We start from the raw sequence: 18,683 nt of genomic DNA, 5'->3' as shown, positions 1-18,683 counted from the left end.
AAAGTTTCCTGTATAGCTGCTTAAGGTGACTAGAGTAAATTCACGGAATATTTCTACTACTTCTAAAGACCGATGCACGTCGTAATTTGTCCAGGCATTCACGCCCCCGAATTAACGCAGCAATTCATTCAAGGATTAAAAACTAAGTCGATTCAGCGCGACAACTTCCTGATTTTTCCCTCCCACGACTATGCAGTGTTGTCGCCACTCCACGTTTTGCAGTTTTTGCGATCGCAGCTTGGCAATCCGCAGCGGCGATCGCCCCCCATCGTTTTTATCGCCTTTAGTGCAGGCGTTGTCGGCGCAATTACAGCCGCAAACCTGTGGCAAAGCCTAGGCGGACAAGTTCTCGCTTTGATTGCCATTGATGGCTGGGGAGTTCCGCTTTTTGGCAACTTTCCTCTACATCGCCTCAGTCACGATTATTTTACGCACTGGAGTTCTGGGATGCTAGGAAGTGGTAGTGCTGATTTCTATGCTGAACCTGCGGTCGATCATTTAACTTTATGGCGATCGCCTCAAACGGTTTCTGGCTGCTATGTAAAAAACTCGCAACTCATCGCACGTATGACTGCGGCTGATTTTGCGATCGCGCTGTTAGAGCAATATGAGGAGTAGAGGAGCAGGGGTGCTTGCGGTGCAGGGGAGAATAATATAAATGAGCTTTTCTGTAAAATTACTAACCACTAATCACTATTCTTATGTTTCCGATTGAAGAACCACCCGATTTTGGTAGAGGATTTCGCGCCTTACTTAAAAATCAACCTTTCATGTTGATGTGGATTGGGCAGTTATTTTCTCAAATCGCCGACAAAGTTTTCTTTGTGTTGCTGATTGCGCTGTTGGGAAAATATCAAACAACGCCAGGCATGGAAAACTCGATGCGATCTACACTCATGCTGGCATTTACGCTACCCGCAATCTTCTTTGGCTCGGCTGGCGGAATTTTTGTCGATCGCTATCAAAAAAAACCTATTCTTGTCGCTGCGGATATCGCGCGTGGTATTCTCACAATCGCGATTCCATGGTTACCAAGGGAATTTTTAATTTTGTTGATTCTGACGTTCATTATCTCTACAGTGACGCAGTTTTTTGCACCTGCAGAACAAGCCGCGATTCCGCTACTGGTAAGGCGAGAAAATTTAATGGCAGCAAATGCTTTATTTGCGACAACAACAATGGGAGCGTTAATCGTCGGCTTTGCGATCGGAGAACCTTTGTTGAGTTTAGCTCGTGACTGGAATGCCGAATATGGTGGAGAAGTGTTGGTTGGTGGCTTGTATTTGCTTTCTGGCGTCATTATGCAACTTGTCACCTTTAGAGAAAAGGCTCCTGCAGATATTAAGCTCAGAACGGTTCATCCTTGGAGTGACTTTAAAGCCGGCTTGCGCTACCTTCAACGCAATCGCTTAGTCTGGAATGCCATGCTGCAATTAACACTTTTATACTCAGTATTTGCGGCATTAACAGTTTTGACAATTGAGCTGGCAGCAGAGATTGGTTTAAGAGAAACTCAATTTGGTTTTTTATTGGCAGCTTCCGGAGTAGGGATGGTTTTGGGGGCAGGAGTTTTGGGGCATTGGGGCGATCGCTTTCACCAGAAACCTTTACCTTTGTATGGTTTTTTAAGTATGGCGTTCGTGCTGGCGGTGTTTACTTTTATCAGTAGTTTAGCGCTGGGTTTAGGTTTGAGTGCCTTACTTGGTTTAGGTGCATCACTGATTGGCGTACCAATGCAAACCTTAATTCAACAGCAAACTCCTGCAGAAATGCACGGTAAAGTGTTCGGATTTCAAAACAATGCAGTCAATATTGCCTTAAGCTTACCACTGGCAATTACTGGTCCCTTAGCAGATACCCTTGGCTTACGCACTGTATTGTTGGGAATGAGTATTTTTGTTGTTATTATTGGGTTTTGGGCATGGAAGAACACGCGCGGTACGCTCCGCGATGTGCTGTGAATCACTTCGCCTTAAAAAAGTAAAACGGTTTGATTAGGCGAACGAACTTTAGCTGCAAATCTCTGACCCTTACCATAGTATTTTTTCTACTATTAGACACAAGAAATCCACTGAAGATTAGAATAGAATTTCGAGTTAAAATGCATCTTAAAATACAAAAGCCAACCCTAATCCAGTTAGCCATTGCGTGAGGATCTTACCAGTGCATTCACGAAGCGTTCCCTACGAAGAGTCGCGGTCGAACAATATCTCCTTAGAAGCTGAACCTCGGCTGAAGCCCGAAATTTCAGCATCGCCGATTAAAGCACCAAAAAGAGCAACCGGTGCCTATGCTCTAATTGACAGTCTCAAGCGTCACGGAGTTACGCATATTTTTGGTTATCCTGGCGGCGCAATTCTACCAATTTACGATGAACTGTATCGCGCCGAAGCCGCTGGCGGAATTCAGCACATTTTGGTAAGACACGAACAAGGGGCAGCTCATGCAGCCGACGGCTATGCTCGTGCTACAGGAAAAGTGGGAGTCTGCTTTGGGACTTCAGGTCCTGGGGCGACAAACTTGGTGACAGGAATTGCCACCGCACACATGGACTCGATCCCGATGGTCGTTGTTACGGGACAAGTACCGCGCGGAGCTATTGGTACGGATGCGTTTCAAGAAACTGATATTTACGGCATCACGTTACCCATAGTTAAGCACTCGTATGTCGTGCGCGATCCCAAAGATATGGCGCGCATCGTTGCCGAAGCCTTTTACATTGCCAGTTCTGGACGCCCAGGACCTGTTTTGATCGATGTCCCGAAAGATGTTGGTTTAGAAGAGTTTGACTACGTTCCTGTCGAACCAGGAAGCGTTAAGCTACCAGGGTATCGTCCAACGGTCAAGGGAAATCCGCGGCAAATTATGCAAGCGATCGAATTGATTCGTCAGGCACGGCAGCCGCTATTGTATGTAGGCGGTGGTGCGATCGCTGCAAATGCCCACGCTGAAGTGAAACAACTCGCTGAGTTATTTCATATTCCTGTAACAACAACGCTGATGGGGATCGGTGCATTTGACGAAAACCATCCGCTATCGGTTGGAATGTTGGGAATGCACGGTACAGCATATGCGAATTTTGCAGTCAGCGAATGCGACCTGCTGATTTGTGTTGGCGCAAGATTTGACGACCGCGTTACAGGTAAGTTGGATGAATTCGCTTCGCGCGCTAAAGTCATTCACATTGATATCGACCCAGCAGAAGTCGGTAAAAACCGCACGCCCGATGTACCTATTGTCGGTGACGTACGCAACGTTCTCAAGGATTTATTGCACCGCATTCACGCTGCGGGAATCTCTGGTACGCCCAATCAAACGCAAGAATGGCTCAATCGCATTAACCGCTGGCGCGAAGAATATCCTTTGGTCGTCCCACACTACGACCACAGTATCGCGCCGCAAGAAGTGATTTTTGAGGTTGGTCGCCAAGCCCCAGACGCCTATTACACAACCGATGTCGGTCAGCACCAAATGTGGGCAGCACAATTTTTGAAAAATGGTCCGCGTCGTTGGATTTCCAGCGCCGGATTAGGAACAATGGGCTTCGGCTTACCTGCTGCCATGGGTGCAAAAGTCGCATTACCCGATGAGCAAGTGATTTGTATTAGTGGCGATGCAAGTTTCCAAATGAATCTCCAAGAGTTGGGGACTTTAGCACATTATGGCATTAATGTCAAGACAATTATTATCAACAATGGTTGGCAAGGCATGGTGCGTCAATGGCAACAGGCGTTCTATGGCGAACGTTACTCTTCCTCAAATATGGAACCGGCGATGCCAGATTTTGAGCTATTGGCAAAAGCATATGGTATCAAAGGGATGGTGATTCGCACTCGCGATGAATTGCCAGATGCGATCGCCGAAATGCTAGCGCATGACGGTCCAGTTTTAGTCGACGCTCACGTTACCCGCGATGAAAACTGCTATCCTATGGTTGCCCCAGGTAAGAGCAATGCTCAAATGATTGGCTTACCCGAACGCCCCAAAGAGGAAACAGTAGCTGAACTGATCTACTGCAGTAACTGCGGTGCAAAAAACGTCAGCACAAATAAATTCTGTCCAGAGTGCGGTACTAAGTTGTAAGCCTGCTGTACAGCTTAGCTTCCATAGCCCCAGACTGCAGTCTGTGGGCTTAAATATTACCAGTGCAGGAAATCTGTTTAACTTGCAATTGGTACATTCTTAAAAGGTTCGGTATTAGGAATATAAATATCGATCGCGTTAACTTGCATTGGTACTTGTAACCAGACATAAGCATCAACTGTAGTTTGGTTGGCACTTTGCAGCGCGCCCAAAGACACAATCCCTGTCGATTCGCCGCTAATGACTTTGTAAGTTTCATTCGTTCCTGGATTGCTGGCTGTCGTGTCGTTCAAGTTGATAATGTCCGACAAAGGAATGTTCGGTTCAAGCGCGCGAATGCGCATTTGGATGTTAACGACATCAAATTGACCTGGAATTCGGTTGACTTGGATTAATTGAACTTGCGCTTTGTTACTTAAGGCAGGTTGCACAAATCTACCTGGTTCTAGGGTTGCAGTTGGAGATGGTGCTGCAGTGGAATCGAGTGCAACTGCAGGCGGTGGTGTAGGAATGTTGCTGTCTATTGGATTGGATGGGCTGGTAGTAGCGGTTGGCGACGGTGCAGTGGTTAATTGCTCTATAGAATTTTCTAGCTCTTCTACCTCACGCTGTAGTATAAATACTCGTGCAAGTGTCAGAGAACTAAAAATAATTGCCACAGTAGAAAGTGCGATCGCGAATCTTGATAACAATCTACTAGAACGCCTGGAATATAACTCGGTTTCGACGTTGGGTCTATTGTAGTTGCGTCGTAGTATTCCCATAATGGCTACACATTACAGCTTCTAAAATACACAAAATTTTACTCATTCGTTTCACTATTTTCAGACCTCGCTGTTATTGCGTTCAAGTTTCGTGGCATACTCGCTAAATGAATTTATCTCACTATTAGTAACGGCGATCGCGTGAAGCTTAAGTACATTAGCTTACTACTTCTACTCCTCTTTGCCCAAAGCATTCAATCTGCAATTGCCCAAACACAGCCCGCAATTGAACAAGAATCTCAACAACAGCTTTGCCCTACACAAATGGGAACAGCGATTGAACAGATTACCAATCGTCCGCAATTTAGTCGATTGCGCTGGGGAATTTTGATTCAAACACTCACTACTGCACGCAATCTTTATAGCCAAGATGCGCAAAAGTATTTTATTCCGGCTTCAAACACCAAGTTACTTACAACTGCAGCCGCTTTGCAGCGACTAGGCGCGCAATTTCAAATTCGTACTTCAGTTTATGCTAGTGGCGACAGTTTGCGAATCGTCGGGCGCGGAGATCCGAGTTTCACTGATACCCAGCTACAAGCATTAGCCCAACAGTTAAGTCGTCGCGGTATTCGCCAAGTTAACCAACTCATTGCTGATGACGGTTACTTGCGCAATGCAATCGTCAATCGTACCTGGGAATGGGAAGATGTACAGGTAGATTACGGCGCGCCAGTTGGCAACTTTATTTTGAATCAAAACGCAGTAGAGCTAAAGTTATTGCCGCAACAGATCGGTCAACCGTTACGGGTACAATGGATCGATCCTACCGAAGCGATATGGTGGCGGGTTGAAAATGAGTCTTTAACGGTTCCTGCGGGAGAAACAACGACAATCAGTGTTAGTCGTGACTTAAAAGGTGCAGTTCTGCAAATTACAGGTAACTTGAGTGTCGATGCTGAACCGCAATCAGTCAATCTAGCAGTCGTTGAACCGACAGAACATTTTTTGCGACATTTCCGGCGCGCGCTAGCAAAAGCAGGAATTACGACTCAACAAACCGTTGTCACGCGTACAAACCAAGAAAATATTCAGGAACTAGCCGCAGTTATATCACCACCATTGGCACAACTTTTGCTCGAAACAAATCAAAATAGCAATAATCTCTATGCTGAGGCATTATTGAGAGCGATCGCTGCTCAAGCAAGTAGTGATACAGAAAATAATGGTTTAGAAATTGTTCGTACTACCCTAACAACCTTAGGCGTCGATCCCAACGGATATGTGTTAGTCGATAGTGCTGGTTTATCGCGTCACAATTTAGTCAGTCCAGAAGCGATCGTGCAAACGCTAAGGGCGATGGCGAGTTCCAAGGTTTATCGGAATTCCTTACCTGTTGCTGGTATCAGCGGTACTTTGAAAAGCCGCTTCCAGAATACACCCGCGCAAGGTATTGTGCAAGCAAAAACTGGCACGATGAGCGGTATTGTTGCTTTATCAGGATATCTCAATGCGACTAACTATGAGCCGTTAGTTTTCAGTATTCTTGTTAATCAATCGGATTTACCAGCAACAACGATTCGGCAAGCAATTGATGAGATAGTAGTACTTTTGACTCGTTTGCATCGGTGTTGAAAAGCTACTAGCTGTTAGCGTTTAGTTCGTAGCTAATTGCGCATAGTTTAGATTACAGAAAATTGCATAACGTTAACAAATGCTGCAATTAATTGCGATATTTCTATTAGCCAATAATAATATCACTAAGTAGGTGGGCATGATTAGAAGTCAGACTTTTTAGGTTTGGTAATTGGTAAGAAAAAATCAACATTCTTACCAATAATTACCATTGACCAGTCACCAACCTTTAAGTTACGTTCATTCTCACCTATTTAATTCAGATTTGTAACAGTTTTGTGAGATGGGATTTCCTCGGAACGCTCTTGTCATTGACTAGGAAACCTTTGAAACTGAGGCTTTAATAAAATGCAAACATCCAGCAAAAACAAGGTTAAGTATCCTTGGTGGGCTGGAAATGCCCGATTTATTAATTTGTCAGGAACATTTTTGGTTGCACATATTGCACACGCCGCAATAGTCTGTTTTGGTATTGGTGCGTGGATTTTGTGGGAAATTGCGCGCTACTCGCCAACGCAACCAATGTACGAGCAACGGCTATTTTGGCTACCACGCTTAGCAACTCAAGGATGGGGCGTATTAAATAATCAAGTGATTCATACCCAACCTTATTTTCGGATCGCTATTGTATTGATCGTCTCATCGCTCGTATTTGCTTTCGGTACTTGGTTTCACCGCACTAAAGTCGCTGAAAGTTTAGAAGATGAGAAACCAGCAGCACGTCGCTATCATTTTAACTGGGATGACCCAAACAAGTTAGGATTGATTCTAGGCAATCACCTCATTTTCTTGGGCTTAGGCGCGCTACTGATCGCCGCTAAAGCAATGTTTTTTGGTGGTTTATACGATGCTCATTTGGGTGCGGTGCGAGTTGTTACGAACCCGACGCTGAATCCACTGACAATTGGCGATCGCATTTTGCATCTATTCACTGTAAACAATTTAGAAGATGTCGTTGGCGGTCATATCTACGCGGGTATCCTGCTGATTTTAGGTGGAATTTGGCATCTTTCCCGCGAACCTTTTGATTGGGTGAAGCGGCGATTCATCTTTTCTGGGAATGCAATTTTAGGGTATTCGCTATTTGCGCTGTCGCTTGCAGGATTCGCTGGAGCGTTTTATTGCGGCTTGAATACGCTTGTCTATCCTGAAGACTTCTACGGAGTGCGATCGCAGTTTAATTTATTTCTCTTACCGCACTTTTATATCCCAGGCGATCCCGAACCAACAACGCGAATTTGGTTGGCTAACGCCTATTTTTATCTAGCCTTTGTTGTTCTTCAAGGTTCATTATGGCATTTCGGGTTAGCATCGAGTTACTTTGAGCCAGTTTTAGAATCTTGGAAAAACGCCTTCTCGGAGATTTTCCCCAATCCTAACTTGGCGTATCAAAAACATTTTAGTTACCAGCCACAGCCAAATTTAAACACCTTCTACGAAACCCCCGCGCTCGAGCAGAAACCTGCTTTTGCTTATCAACAACCAGCCAATAATAAGCTTTATAATCCATCGCACGCGCATGGAAAGCCAAGTTTTATCAACTCACAGCCAAAGCAAAAAGTTCTTTACGAATTTAGCTATCCCAAACATACTTCAAACCCGTTCTACGAAAGCCCAACTGAGGAGCAATCTCATCTAAAATATCCACAGTCCATGCCGCGTAAACTCTACGAAACAACTTACTATCCGCGCCAGAGTTCGCAGGGGAAAACCTTTAGATATGGCGTATATGGTAGAGGTGCAGGGGTAAGAAGCTAGAGGTCAGGGGTCAGAGCAGAGGTACGCGTGCTGAGGTTTTTCCTCAGCTACACCAATTCTAGAAGCTTCCAAGCACAAAATCCCCCAGTATATGGGGGATCTAGAGGGGGCTTCGGAGAAAACGTTCTAACTCAAACCATTACAGATATGGTCAAAATACATTCCAATTTCTTCACCTGCTTCAGTACCTACCAAGCGAGTTGTTACTTCTTTCATCGCCTGGATTGCTTGTATCGTAGGTTGGATAGGAACACCTAATGAATTGTAAGTTTCCTTAAGTCCGTCAAGCACTCGCTCATCTAAAATCGAAGGATCGGCTGCTAGCATCGCATAAGTAGCATAACGTAAAAACAACGTTAAATCGCGGATACACGCTGCATATCTTCGGGTAGGATACATATTTCCACCAGGGCAAGTAATATCACCATACAGCAACGAATTTGCTACAGCTTCGCGAATAATATTAGCCGCATTATTACTAATTGCCGATGCAGCTTTGACACGTAACTCACCTGATTGAAAATATCGTCTGAGTTTTTCTAATTCCTCAGTCTCTAAATACTTACCGCGTTGATCCGCAGGGTTAATGAGCGAAGTAATCGTATCTTGCATTGCTTTCTTCTCAAACTAAACTGCTCAAAAGATTACTGAAAAATTAACTTCTCAAAAATGAATTGTGTCAAAAAAATTGCGCTTTAAAAAATTAGTACATTGCTCGAATCAAATAGTCGAAGTAAGGCTTGGCGATCGCTGCTTCTTCGCTACTCATCATGTTTGTTGCAACTTCTTTTAGACAACGCATACAATTACCGATATTACTGACAGGAACACCTAGAGAAGTATACATTTCTCGCATTCCATCTATACCAATATCTTCAAGGGGTTTCATGTTACCTGCCAAAACAGCGTAGGTAATTAATCGTAAATACCAACTTTGATCTCGTTGACATAATGCTGTTTTTTTGGGATCGCCGCTATTACTTGGAGTATTCGGAACGACCTGCCAAAAGCGGCGGCTGCCTTCTTGCACGATTTTTTGTTCATTTTGTGTCAAGATCTGAGCAACTTTTAATCGCTGTTCTCCTGTTCTGAAAAAATCTTGTAGCTTATCGAGCTCCGTATTAGTCAAAAAACGATTGGCTTCATCAGATTGAGCGATTACTTGTGCTACTATGCTCATTTGCTGTCCTCCACAAAGTTGAGCACTTTATTAACTTTTTTTTATCTCTTATTTCTTAATAAGTCAGCAAAAATTCTCACAATTTAATAAACCAATTTATAACTTTACAATTAATATTTTTTTAGGGTTTGTATAGAGATTAATCTATATAATAATCTGTTTTTTCTTTAAAGAAAATAATAAAAATAAACTTATTGTTATCACTCGAATACTTGATGATTATGCGGTGACAAAGAAGTAACAATGAATAAAAACTTAGCATCATTTATATAATTGATATAACGAGTGCCGTGCTAAATTTGTAGCCATTCAACACAGCAATCTCCAAAAATATCCTAGATATTGCGCGCGTGAAATGAACTACATCATCGACACTTGTCGATCGCAACTTCTAAACGGTTGCGAGATTAACTTAATGAAAGTACCCAAGAAACGCAATTAATGAGCGCGATCGCCACTTTCATTGATTGTCTGTATCTCCAATTCAGTACGCAACTTAGCAGTATTGCGTATAGTAGGAATAAAGTCCGACAGCAATCGCCAGAGTAGAGGTTATTGCGTTAGTAAAATAATTTGCTATGATATTAAAGCCATAAGCGGATGTGGCGGAATTGGCAGACGCGCTAGATTTAGGTTCTAGTTCCGAAAGGAGTGGAGGTTCAAGTCCTCTCATCCGCATCTCTAGCCTTCGATTCTTGTTTTCAAACTTGGTAGCGCTTTTGAGGGTAAACTGTTACTTTTTACTGCAAAAGCAGGGTGGAAGCAATGTTTTTGCGGTAGATCCCCTAATATGAAAAGATCAAAAACATAAAAGCATCCCAAACCCCAACGCGGATAAGATGTTAGGCAAGTTAGTACGCGATCGCTATCAGATTATTCAAACTCTCAGCACAGCAGGCTTATGTCATACGTACCTTGCCAAAGATACGCATCAGCCGCAGCCAACAACGTGTATTGTTAAACATTTTCAATCAGTCGATCGCCATCCTGAGTCTCTAGCCACTCTCAGAGGACTATTCTTAAGAGAAGTAGAAGCCTTAAAAAGGCTCGGTGACTACGACCGAGTTCCTCAACTTCTCGATCGCTTTGAAGCAAATCAAGAGTTTTACTTAGTACAAGAATTTATCACTGGGAATCCGCTAAGTAAGGAACTTGAACTAGGAAGGAAATGGAGCGAAAGCCAAGTCGTCGAGCTACTGCAAGAAGTCTTGCCGATCTTAGAGTTTGTTCACAGTCACGGGCTAATTCATCGCGACATCCAACCAAATAACATTATTAGAAGACAACAAGACGATCGCTTAGTATTAGTTAATTTTGGTTCAGTAAAACAAGCTTGGATGCAAGTCGTCACAAATCAAGGAAAAACGAGTTCTAACTATTTTCTCAGTGGACCTGCTACCATTGCCATTGGCACAGCAGGCTACACGCCGACCGAACAAGCCCAAGGAAGACCGCGTCCCAATAGCGACCTCTACGCCCTGGGAATCATTGGAATTCAAGCTTTGACAGGTTTAAATCCCACACAACTTACTCAAAATTCCGAAACAGGGGAAATCATTTGGCAAGAGCGATGTCAAGTTAGCCCTCAGCTTGCGCAGGTGCTCAATAGAATGATCTGCTATCACTATAGAGATCGCTACCAAAGTGCAACAGAAACACTGCAAGCATTACAACCCTTAGTTAATAAGTATCTATCTCCACAAGTTGTTACTAAGAAAACTCTCAAACTAAACTTAGACACGACAGACTACGCTAAAGATTTAAAACAGCAAACTCTTCTGAGTCAAACGACGCTAATCGTTGGCAGTTTGATTGGCGGTTTTGCTGCAATTTTAATTATTGGTAGTAATTATTACTTACCGCGATCGCCACAACACACTTTACAACCTGCAGTTTCAGTGTCGCCACGTCCTACGCTTAACCAGATTGTCTTAGATCAAACACTTTCAGGACATGCTGATACAGTTTGGTCAGTTGCAGTCAAACCCAACAGTTCAAATATTCTTAGTGGTAGCAGCGATCGCACTATCAAACTTTGGGATGTTTCAAATGGTCAATTACTGCAAACTTTTTCTCGGCATTCGGGTACAGTTTGGTCAGTCGCGGTAAGTCCTGATGGACAAAGGTTTGCCAGTGGAAGTGGTGACAACACCGCAGATGTTTGGGATTTAACAACAGGAAAATTTTTGCGGACGCTTGCTGGACATTCGGGTACAGTCTGGTCTACAGCTTTTAGTGCAGATAGTACAATGCTTGCTACTGGAAGTGACGATCGAACAATTCGTCTATGGAGCATGAGTACGGGAAAAGAGATTCGTCAGTTATCAGGACATTCGGATGCAGTAAGAGCGATCGCCTTTAGCCCTGATGCACAATACTTAATTAGTGGCAGTAGCGACAAGACAATTAAAATTTGGGACTTCCGTACTGGTAGAGTTTTAAGAACATTGCAAGGACATAGCGATCGCATTGTCACATTAGCAATTAGTCCAGACGGTCGATTACTTGCGAGCGGTAGTGTAGACAAAACAATCAAAATTTGGCAAATCAGTACTGGCAAATTACTCCACACTTTATCCGGGAATTCTCACTGGGTTAACGCTGTCGCGTTTAGTCCTGATGGAACTTTACTTGCAAGTGGTATTGGGAAAAAATTAGAAGTTTGGGATATAAGTACCGCAGAAAGGATACGCACGCCGTTTGAAGAAGCAAGTGATATTACTGCTGTTTATTTCAGCGCGGATAGCAAGCAGCTTATTAGCAGTAGCAGAGATAATTCTATCAAGATTTTGCGACTGTAGTGATAGATTTTTTATCGATCTTACGGCTTTGAGGAATTGCGAAACTGCTTAGTAAATTCAGAATAATTTTCTATATCTTGCACTGACTTTAACGGTGGCATTTCAACTTAATTTTCTTCAGCATGAATTTCTACAATTGCTTGAAAGTTAAGTTTACTTATGCGATATATCTCTATCTGCTATTTGCATATATTTCTATGATATTTTTTCCTGCGCAGCAAAATATGTTTCCTGTAAGTTTATCCAGCGGAATGTTCCGCGTGAAAAGTTCATTTTAGGAGAAACCTTTGAGCAATTTGAACGTAGTGGAAATCAAGTTCGTGCTGATTTTACGTTGAGTTTGAGCGTTACTGGAGATGCTTTAATTGGTGCAGACGGTTTGCGATCGCGAGTGCGAACATTACTCTTGGGCGATCGATCGCCCACGTACCGTAACTTTAAAACTTGGCGCGGTTTAACCGATTATATTCCGAGTCGATACTACCCTGGCTATATTCAAGAGTTTTTAGGGCGCGGTTAAGGGTTTGGCTTTATGATGCTGGACAAAGGAAAAATGTAAAAGTCACGAGTCCAGCAATTAGCAACAGCTTCAGATCGCTTCCTGCTTATAGAGCTTAGTAGATAGATTTCTTTTTCATCTTTACTTACCTGACAGAAAATGCTTCGCTAAAGCGCCGCGTGACTGGCTCAAGTAAGAACGTTAAAACTGATTTACGACGCGTGACAATTTCGCCCGTTGCAGCCATTCCAGGAGTCAACGGCACTTCTTGACCGCGAACTTGCAATGAATTTTTCTCTAGTTTGAGTCGTGTGGGAAAAACTAAACCCAGCTTCTCGTCATTCACTGCGTTTGGACTGACGCTAATTACTTCCGCGTTAATTGTGCCAAATTCCTGGAAAGGAAAAGTTGCTAATTTGACTTTTGCCCGCATTCCTTCGCGGATAAAGCCGATATCGCGGTTGAGAACGCGAACTTCTAATAATAATTCTTCGCCATCCGGTAGAATCGATAGTAACTCTTCTCCAGGTTGCACTGGTCCACTCGTTGCTTTGACGCTATAAATTGTGCCAGAAACTGGAGCCGTAATAACTTCTTGCTCGCGCTGTTTCTTGGCTTGGGCTAATTGACCTTGAATGGTTGCTTGTTCTTCGCGTCGTCTGTTAAGTTGCGTTAAAATTTCGCTGCGGCGTTCTGATGCCAAACTCGCCGCTTGATCGCGTGCGGCTTGATACGCTTGTTCCGCTTGACGGACTTGTTGTGCTTGAGCTGTAATTTCTTTTTCTATTGACGTAACGCGATCTTGTGCTTCCGTAATGCGCGATCGCGCGTTAGTGATTCCGTCCTCAGCGTTAGTCACGCCCGCTTGCGCTTGCAAAACTGCATTTTGTGCCTCAATGTAATCAAGGCGGGGTGCTGCGCCGTCTTCTAGAAGAATACGCAGGCTGGCTTCGCGCTTTTCAGCGTTTGCTAGTAAACTTCTGGCTTTTTCTGCAATACTTTGCGCATTTTGATAGTTTTGTTGAGCGTTGGCTAGAGTTGCTCTCGCGTTGACAAGGTTATCTTGCAAACGACTCAAGCGCACTCGCGCTTCATTAATCACTGCCGCTTGACGATTTGCCTCGGCGATTGCGGCTGCTTGACGTGCCTCAAAGTTTTGCAATCGAGAACTGAGTAACTGATCTTGAAGTGTGCTTCCTGATACTGTTGCACCAGTACGTTCTGCTTCTAAGCGCTTGAGATCTTCACTAATCAATTGTGCCGATCGCGTCAAGCGATCGACTTCAGCTTGGGGTAAGTCGGAGTTACGTTCTACCAGCACATCGCCTTTGTTAACGCGATCGCCTTCTTTGACTCGCACTGCCACGATCGAGCCTTCACCTAGCGCGCGCACAGGACGTACTTGAGTAGAAGCAATTAATTCTCCAGGTGCGATCGCTACTTCGTCAATTTTACTAAAATGCGCCCAACCAATTGTACCGAATACTAATAAACTTATGCTTCCTGCTAACAGTCTCGTATACAAAGGTGGTAATTCTTGAACAGCTTTACCTAACTCGTATGAAAGAAATTCATCAGGATTTGCGAACTGTTGTTTCACCTGCCGCAATTGTGCAGGTGAGGAAGCTAATGTCGGACGTTTTACTTTTTGCTGCGTTGTATCCATCGGCGACTGATGGTGCACTCCCTAATGATGTTTGACTTAAATTTAGCGAAGACTTCTCACAATTTTGCTATATCTAAATAAAGTAAGGCTTAACTGATTTAACTTCTTCAGATTTAGCTACTTAGTTACTAATTATACCAAAAAAATCGTATTACCACTTAAGTTTTTATTTTGTTTGTCAACTTATGATACTACAACTGCTGCGTTTTCTCGTTCATACAATTCAACCGTTTTTGGTTCCGATTTGCTTTATTTGTGCTTGGGCATTTATGAGTGCGCTCGCTTGGAGTTTGTGGACGGCAGTCCGTGACAGTGTTAATACTAGCAAGCGTCTTCATCAAATACCGTGCAGTCATTGTCAGTATTTTACAGGTGACTATCGCTTAAAATGCACTGTTCGACCGAGCATTGCCAATACGGAAGCAGCAATTGATTGTCTCGACTATCAACCAAAGACGAATCCTCTACTATACTAGGCATCATCAGACTGCATCCACCTTTTTAAAGTTTCCTCAATGCTCGTACAAAAACTCAAAAACTGTCCTGAATTCTTAGCTGGAGATAGTACGCACTTACGCGAGTTATTGCATCCAGATAAGCAAGCAATCGCGTTACGCTACAGTTTAGCTCATGCTACTTTACCCGTAGGAAAAACTTCACAACCGCATTCTTTAAAAACATCCGAAGTTTACTACATTCTCAGCGGTAAAGGAGAAATGCACGTCGACGATGAAACGCAGTTCGTCGAAGCTGGCGATGCAGTTTACATTCCACCGAATGCCAAGCAGTTTATTTCCAATTGTGGTGACGAAGCATTGGTTTTTCTTTGTATTGTCGATCCAGCCTGGCGCAAAGAAGATGAAACTGTTTATTAAAAAGCATCTGCTGCGCAAGCTGTTCATTTTATCTTTCGGATTTCTGTGGCTGTATAGCATTCCCACTTATGCAGCAAGCACATTTTATCCAGTTGAATTTTCTTCAACCCTATCCAACGAAAATTCTGCTTCCTCGCCTCAAATTATCTCTAACCTGCAGAATCTTCTTACACATCTAGCCAAGGCAAATGTCATTTATTTGGGCGAAACCCACGATAATCCCCAGCACCATCAAACGCAGTTAGAAATCATTCAATTGCTGCACAAGCAGCAGCCCAAAATTGCGATCGCCCTCGAAATGTTCCAGCGCCCTTATCAAAGATTTCTCGATCAATATATAGCAGGAAAAATCACCGAACAAGAACTCGTAGAAAAAACTGAATATAATCAGCGTTGGGGATTTCCTTGGGAAAATTATGCCCCAGTTCTCCGCTATGCGAGAGCGAATAAACTACCAGTCTTAGCCTTAAATACTCCATCTGAGGTCACGCGCCAAGTCGCCCGTGCAGGATTAGCTAGCCTGACGCCCCAACAAAGACAATTCATTCCGCCTCTTACAGAAATTTGCACAGATAACGCTGAGTATCGTCAAATAATTCTCGATGCCTTCGAGCAACATCAACAAGCTGGACATGGTTCAAGTTCAGATTTTGAAAACTTCTTCTTGGCTCAGGTTTTGTGGGATGAAACAATGGCAGAAAAAATTGCTCGATTTCATCAATCTCAACCCAATTATCAAATCGTTGTCTTAGCAGGACAGGGTCACATTATTTACGGTCATGGTATTCCTAGTCGCGTGGCGCGTCGCATACGCCAACTCACTCAACGCTCAGTACTGCTAAGTCTCCCAGAAGAACCAATAAATTCAAATCATCGCATCGCAGATTTTATGATCGATCGCGATAAATAAAGAAGGATTCGTCTTGAAAGAAGAAAAGTTTTATATTAATATGTTCTTTATAATGGAAATCTGTGCTTTTTAAAATTATCAATATCTTTACAAATTATACATAAAATAATATTACTAGAGAAAACAACAATTTTCAATGGTTCAAAAGCAGATACTTACTGTTGCGCCGAGTTATAAATAATGAATGCGATTCATTCAGAAGTTGATTGTGCAATCTTCTGCACGTAAGGTCGAAAAATTGGGACTAATTCGGCACGGCTAACAACTAAAGTCGGAAAAGAGCGATCGCCGTAATCTTTGCCAGGTAGTAGCGGAAATAAAGGATGCGCATGCAGCGACACCCAAGCAGCACCAGCAGCTTTAACGATAACCCAAGCCCCGGCAAGATCCCATATTTTAGGCGTTGCTTCAACTGCGCCTAGCGTTGTTCCAGCAGCAACCGTGAGGAAATTGTAGCTAGCGACGCCGAGCATTCGAATTTTACAGGGGAAACCTGGTTGAATCACCGAAGTACTCCGCGCGCACAAGCTAAAAAAGTGATTAGAACTCGGAGCATCATGACTGCTGTGGATTGGACTATGATTTAGAAAAGCGCCAGAAGGCATATTGAGTTGAGATTCTCCTGGAAAAAAGCCATGAAAAACTTGATTAATGGGTGGCAGATAAATGCAGCCAAAAACCGGAGTTCCTTGGTAGAGTAGACCTAATGAAATTGCCCACAGCGGAATTCCTCTAGTAAAATTCGTCGTGCCATCGAGAGGATCGATAACCCAACACCACTCGCTACCAGGAAAAGTTTGGTCGTCCTCCTCACTTAAAATTCCGTGTCCTGGAAAATGAGTGGAGATCGCAGAGCGCAATGCCCGATCTGCCCATTTATCCGATTGCGTCACCAAACTGCCATCGGCTTTTTGAGACGCTTGTACGCGTCCAAAATCTTTAAGAAGTTGCGTTCCAACCTGCTGCGTTGTTGCTTGCGCAAAGTCAAGAATTGTTGTCCAAAAATCTGCGTTCAATCTAATTCATTCTCCAGTATCGAGGCGATCGCACCTTTAGCATTTGAGCGAAATTCTGCCACATCAACGCGGTTGAGAAACCAAATTGCCAAGAGCATTCCACAAGCTTGCACTGTAAATACTAAGCCGTAAGCCAGAACGCGATCGCTAAATATTTGTCTGCCAATATCCAGGACTGCACCACCCGCAACCGTTGCTATCGCCCGTGCGATCGCTTGTGCTAATCCCCACGCACCGATAAAAGTTCCTGCGGTTTCTGCTGCGGTTAAGTCGAGCATTAAACTAATTGCGCCTGTAGTCGTGACACCAGAAGCTAAACCAAATAATAATAAAGCTCCTTGCAACATCTGCGGATTTGCGCTAAATCCAGATAGTACAACTAATGATAGCGAAATCGCAACTGTTAAACAGCCCAAGAGCGCAGTTTTTTGCTTGCCAATACGCGGTACAATCAAAAACCCTGTACTGCTAATCCCTAAAAGTGTTCCCGTTCCCCAGAATGCGTTTAGCTGTGTCGTTTCTGAAACACACATTCCAAAGACTTCACCGCCGTACGGTTCCATCACTGCTTCTTGCATAAATAAGCTAATCGTCATCATGAGCAAGAACGTGAAAAATAAACCTGTTTGACGGCTAGCTGTTAATACTTTTAATGCTTGAGCAAGCGTAATTTTGTCTTCGCGGTTGGCGATTGTCGAACGCGATGTGTAACGCGAGTATTTCTTTTCTATACCAAAAGTTGAGAATACTGCCAAACCAAACACAACCGCAGGTAATAGAATGAACAGGCGGTTAATCGAATTTTGGAGCAACGCTAGACCTTGCGGATCGTTATAGATCGAGTTCGCAACTGCGGTTTCCTGGCAAGTTGTAGGCGCAGGAAGTAATCTCGAACTAATAATTGCGCCAATGACGATCCCTACCATCAACATTGACCACACAATCCCGACAAGTTTAGAGCGATTGTCTTCATCGGAAACGTCTACAAGCAGTGCGGCGAAAGGAGTCGAACTCGAACTCAGTGCTAGCCCGTATAGCGCAAAAATTCCTCCTAGCAGCGCCACCAAGCTGTAAGTTTGCAATGTCCAACCTTGCGAGTGAACGCTGCTTCCTAACAGCCAAGTTACTTGTACAGCTAAAAAAGACGCGATCGCAAATAAGGCTGCACCAATCCACACATAAGCAGTACGATGCGTTCCACCAATTGTTTTCGCATCCGACAACTGACCAAACCACAATCGCGCCGGCGCCACAAATTGATGCATAGCAATTGTCCCTGCGACCAAAGTTGCAGGAATCGCTAACTCTTTAATCATGATCCGATTGAGCACTCCCAGCGTCAGGATCGACATAATGCCTAATCCCATCTGAAATAATCCCAACCGAAACATTGTCAGAAGATTAATCTTAGAAGGAATCTGCTCAAATGAAACCTTACTTGCCATAATGACTGAGACCTGAGATTCTACTTTGACTAATATCGCGAAAGCGCGATCGCTTCACTCTTCATTTTCAAATAAAAATTTACGCAAACCGCGACAAACAATCATCTTGAC

The 18,683-nt window shown here is 43.6% G+C and carries 16 protein-coding genes and 1 tRNA gene; 11 read left to right on the top strand and 6 right to left on the bottom strand.

The features are described from left to right. Positions 1-72 precede the first annotated feature (72 nt). From B1A85_RS13460 to ilvB, 3 genes are all read left to right on the top strand, one after another. Positions 73-618, top strand: coding sequence for a hypothetical protein (locus B1A85_RS13460; protein WP_104547424.1), 546 nt, complete (start codon positions 73-75; stop codon positions 616-618). Positions 619-701: 83 nt separating this feature from the next. Next, entirely contained in the window at positions 702-1,961 is a 1,260-nt protein-coding gene (locus B1A85_RS13455) for an MFS transporter (RefSeq protein WP_104547423.1), read from the top strand. Between the two features lie 247 nt (positions 1,962-2,208). Then, positions 2,209-4,083, top strand: coding sequence for a biosynthetic-type acetolactate synthase large subunit (gene ilvB, locus B1A85_RS13450; RefSeq protein WP_371681667.1), 1,875 nt, complete (start codon positions 2,209-2,211; stop codon positions 4,081-4,083). A gap of 77 nt (positions 4,084-4,160) precedes the next feature. On the opposite strand, the gene B1A85_RS13445 is transcribed toward ilvB, so the two are convergent. Further along, positions 4,161-4,847, bottom strand: a complete 687-nt coding sequence (locus B1A85_RS13445; RefSeq protein WP_146087176.1) for a hypothetical protein — start codon at positions 4,845-4,847, stop codon at positions 4,161-4,163. 141 nt (positions 4,848-4,988) lie between these two features. Between B1A85_RS13445 and dacB the strand changes: the two genes are divergently transcribed. Together dacB and B1A85_RS13435 are read left to right on the top strand one after the other, a co-directional pair. Continuing rightward, the gene (gene dacB / locus B1A85_RS13440; RefSeq protein ID WP_104547420.1) at positions 4,989-6,422 is read left to right on the top strand and encodes a D-alanyl-D-alanine carboxypeptidase/D-alanyl-D-alanine-endopeptidase; all 1,434 of its coding nucleotides are present in this window, start codon (positions 4,989-4,991) and stop codon (positions 6,420-6,422) included. A gap of 348 nt (positions 6,423-6,770) precedes the next feature. Then, positions 6,771-8,180 carry a chlorophyll A-B-binding protein gene (locus B1A85_RS13435; RefSeq protein WP_104547419.1) on the top strand — a complete coding sequence of 470 codons (1,410 nt, stop codon included), beginning with the start codon at positions 6,771-6,773 and terminating at the stop codon, positions 8,178-8,180. A 126-nt stretch (positions 8,181-8,306) separates the two neighbouring features. On the opposite strand, the gene B1A85_RS13430 is transcribed toward B1A85_RS13435, so the two are convergent. Both B1A85_RS13430 and apcD read right to left on the bottom strand, forming a co-directional pair. Next, the gene (locus B1A85_RS13430) at positions 8,307-8,792 is read right to left on the bottom strand and encodes an allophycocyanin subunit beta (protein ID WP_104547418.1); all 486 of its coding nucleotides are present in this window, start codon (positions 8,790-8,792) and stop codon (positions 8,307-8,309) included. Positions 8,793-8,883: 91 nt separating this feature from the next. Further along, positions 8,884-9,360: an allophycocyanin subunit alpha-B gene (apcD, locus tag B1A85_RS13425; RefSeq protein ID WP_104547417.1), complete on the bottom strand. Its 477-nt coding sequence runs from the start codon at positions 9,358-9,360 to the stop codon at positions 8,884-8,886. 596 nt (positions 9,361-9,956) lie between these two features. Between apcD and B1A85_RS13420 the strand changes: the two genes are divergently transcribed. The 3 genes from B1A85_RS13420 to B1A85_RS24550 all read left to right on the top strand — a co-directional run bounded on the left by B1A85_RS13420 (position 9,957) and on the right by B1A85_RS24550 (position 12,681). Further along, a tRNA-Leu gene (locus tag B1A85_RS13420) sits at positions 9,957-10,038 on the top strand. 161 nt (positions 10,039-10,199) lie between these two features. After that, complete coding sequence (locus tag B1A85_RS13415) at positions 10,200-12,161, top strand: serine/threonine-protein kinase (protein ID WP_104547416.1); 1,962 nt, start codon at positions 10,200-10,202, stop codon at positions 12,159-12,161. Between the two features lie 334 nt (positions 12,162-12,495). Beyond that, complete coding sequence (locus tag B1A85_RS24550) at positions 12,496-12,681, top strand: hypothetical protein (protein ID WP_210404437.1); 186 nt, start codon at positions 12,496-12,498, stop codon at positions 12,679-12,681. A 124-nt stretch (positions 12,682-12,805) separates the two neighbouring features. Here the strand turns inward: B1A85_RS24550 and B1A85_RS13405 are convergent, their stop codons facing one another. Continuing rightward, entirely contained in the window at positions 12,806-14,326 is a 1,521-nt protein-coding gene (locus B1A85_RS13405; protein WP_104547415.1) for an HlyD family efflux transporter periplasmic adaptor subunit, read from the bottom strand. 185 nt (positions 14,327-14,511) lie between these two features. Here B1A85_RS13405 and B1A85_RS13400 point away from each other — a divergent pair, with 185 nt between their 5' ends. From B1A85_RS13400 to B1A85_RS13390, 3 genes are read left to right on the top strand one after another with little or no spacing between them, the layout of a single operon-like run. Then, positions 14,512-14,802: a hypothetical protein gene (locus B1A85_RS13400; protein ID WP_246841418.1), complete on the top strand. Its 291-nt coding sequence runs from the start codon at positions 14,512-14,514 to the stop codon at positions 14,800-14,802. A gap of 39 nt (positions 14,803-14,841) precedes the next feature. Continuing rightward, positions 14,842-15,201 carry a cupin domain-containing protein gene (locus B1A85_RS13395; protein WP_104547414.1) on the top strand — a complete coding sequence of 120 codons (360 nt, stop codon included), beginning with the start codon at positions 14,842-14,844 and terminating at the stop codon, positions 15,199-15,201. Next, the gene (locus tag B1A85_RS13390; protein WP_104547413.1) at positions 15,185-16,111 is read left to right on the top strand and encodes a ChaN family lipoprotein; all 927 of its coding nucleotides are present in this window, start codon (positions 15,185-15,187) and stop codon (positions 16,109-16,111) included. The genes B1A85_RS13395 and B1A85_RS13390 overlap by 17 nt, the downstream gene beginning before the upstream one ends. 191 nt (positions 16,112-16,302) lie before the next feature. Here B1A85_RS13390 and B1A85_RS13385 read toward each other — a convergent pair whose 3' ends face one another. Then, positions 16,303-17,127, bottom strand: a complete 825-nt coding sequence (locus B1A85_RS13385) for an inositol monophosphatase family protein (protein ID WP_104547412.1) — start codon at positions 17,125-17,127, stop codon at positions 16,303-16,305. Next, positions 17,124-18,572, bottom strand: coding sequence for a BCD family MFS transporter (locus B1A85_RS13380; RefSeq protein WP_104547411.1), 1,449 nt, complete (start codon positions 18,570-18,572; stop codon positions 17,124-17,126). The genes B1A85_RS13385 and B1A85_RS13380 overlap by 4 nt, the downstream gene beginning before the upstream one ends. Positions 18,573-18,683 lie beyond the last annotated feature (111 nt).

Origin of the sequence: Chroococcidiopsis sp. TS-821, from assembly GCF_002939305.1 — a bacterium.
Classification (GTDB): domain Bacteria; phylum Cyanobacteriota; class Cyanobacteriia; order Cyanobacteriales; family Chroococcidiopsidaceae; genus Chroogloeocystis.
The sequence above is the reverse complement of the archived record's forward strand: the minus strand, read 5'-3'. Positions and strand labels throughout refer to the sequence as shown.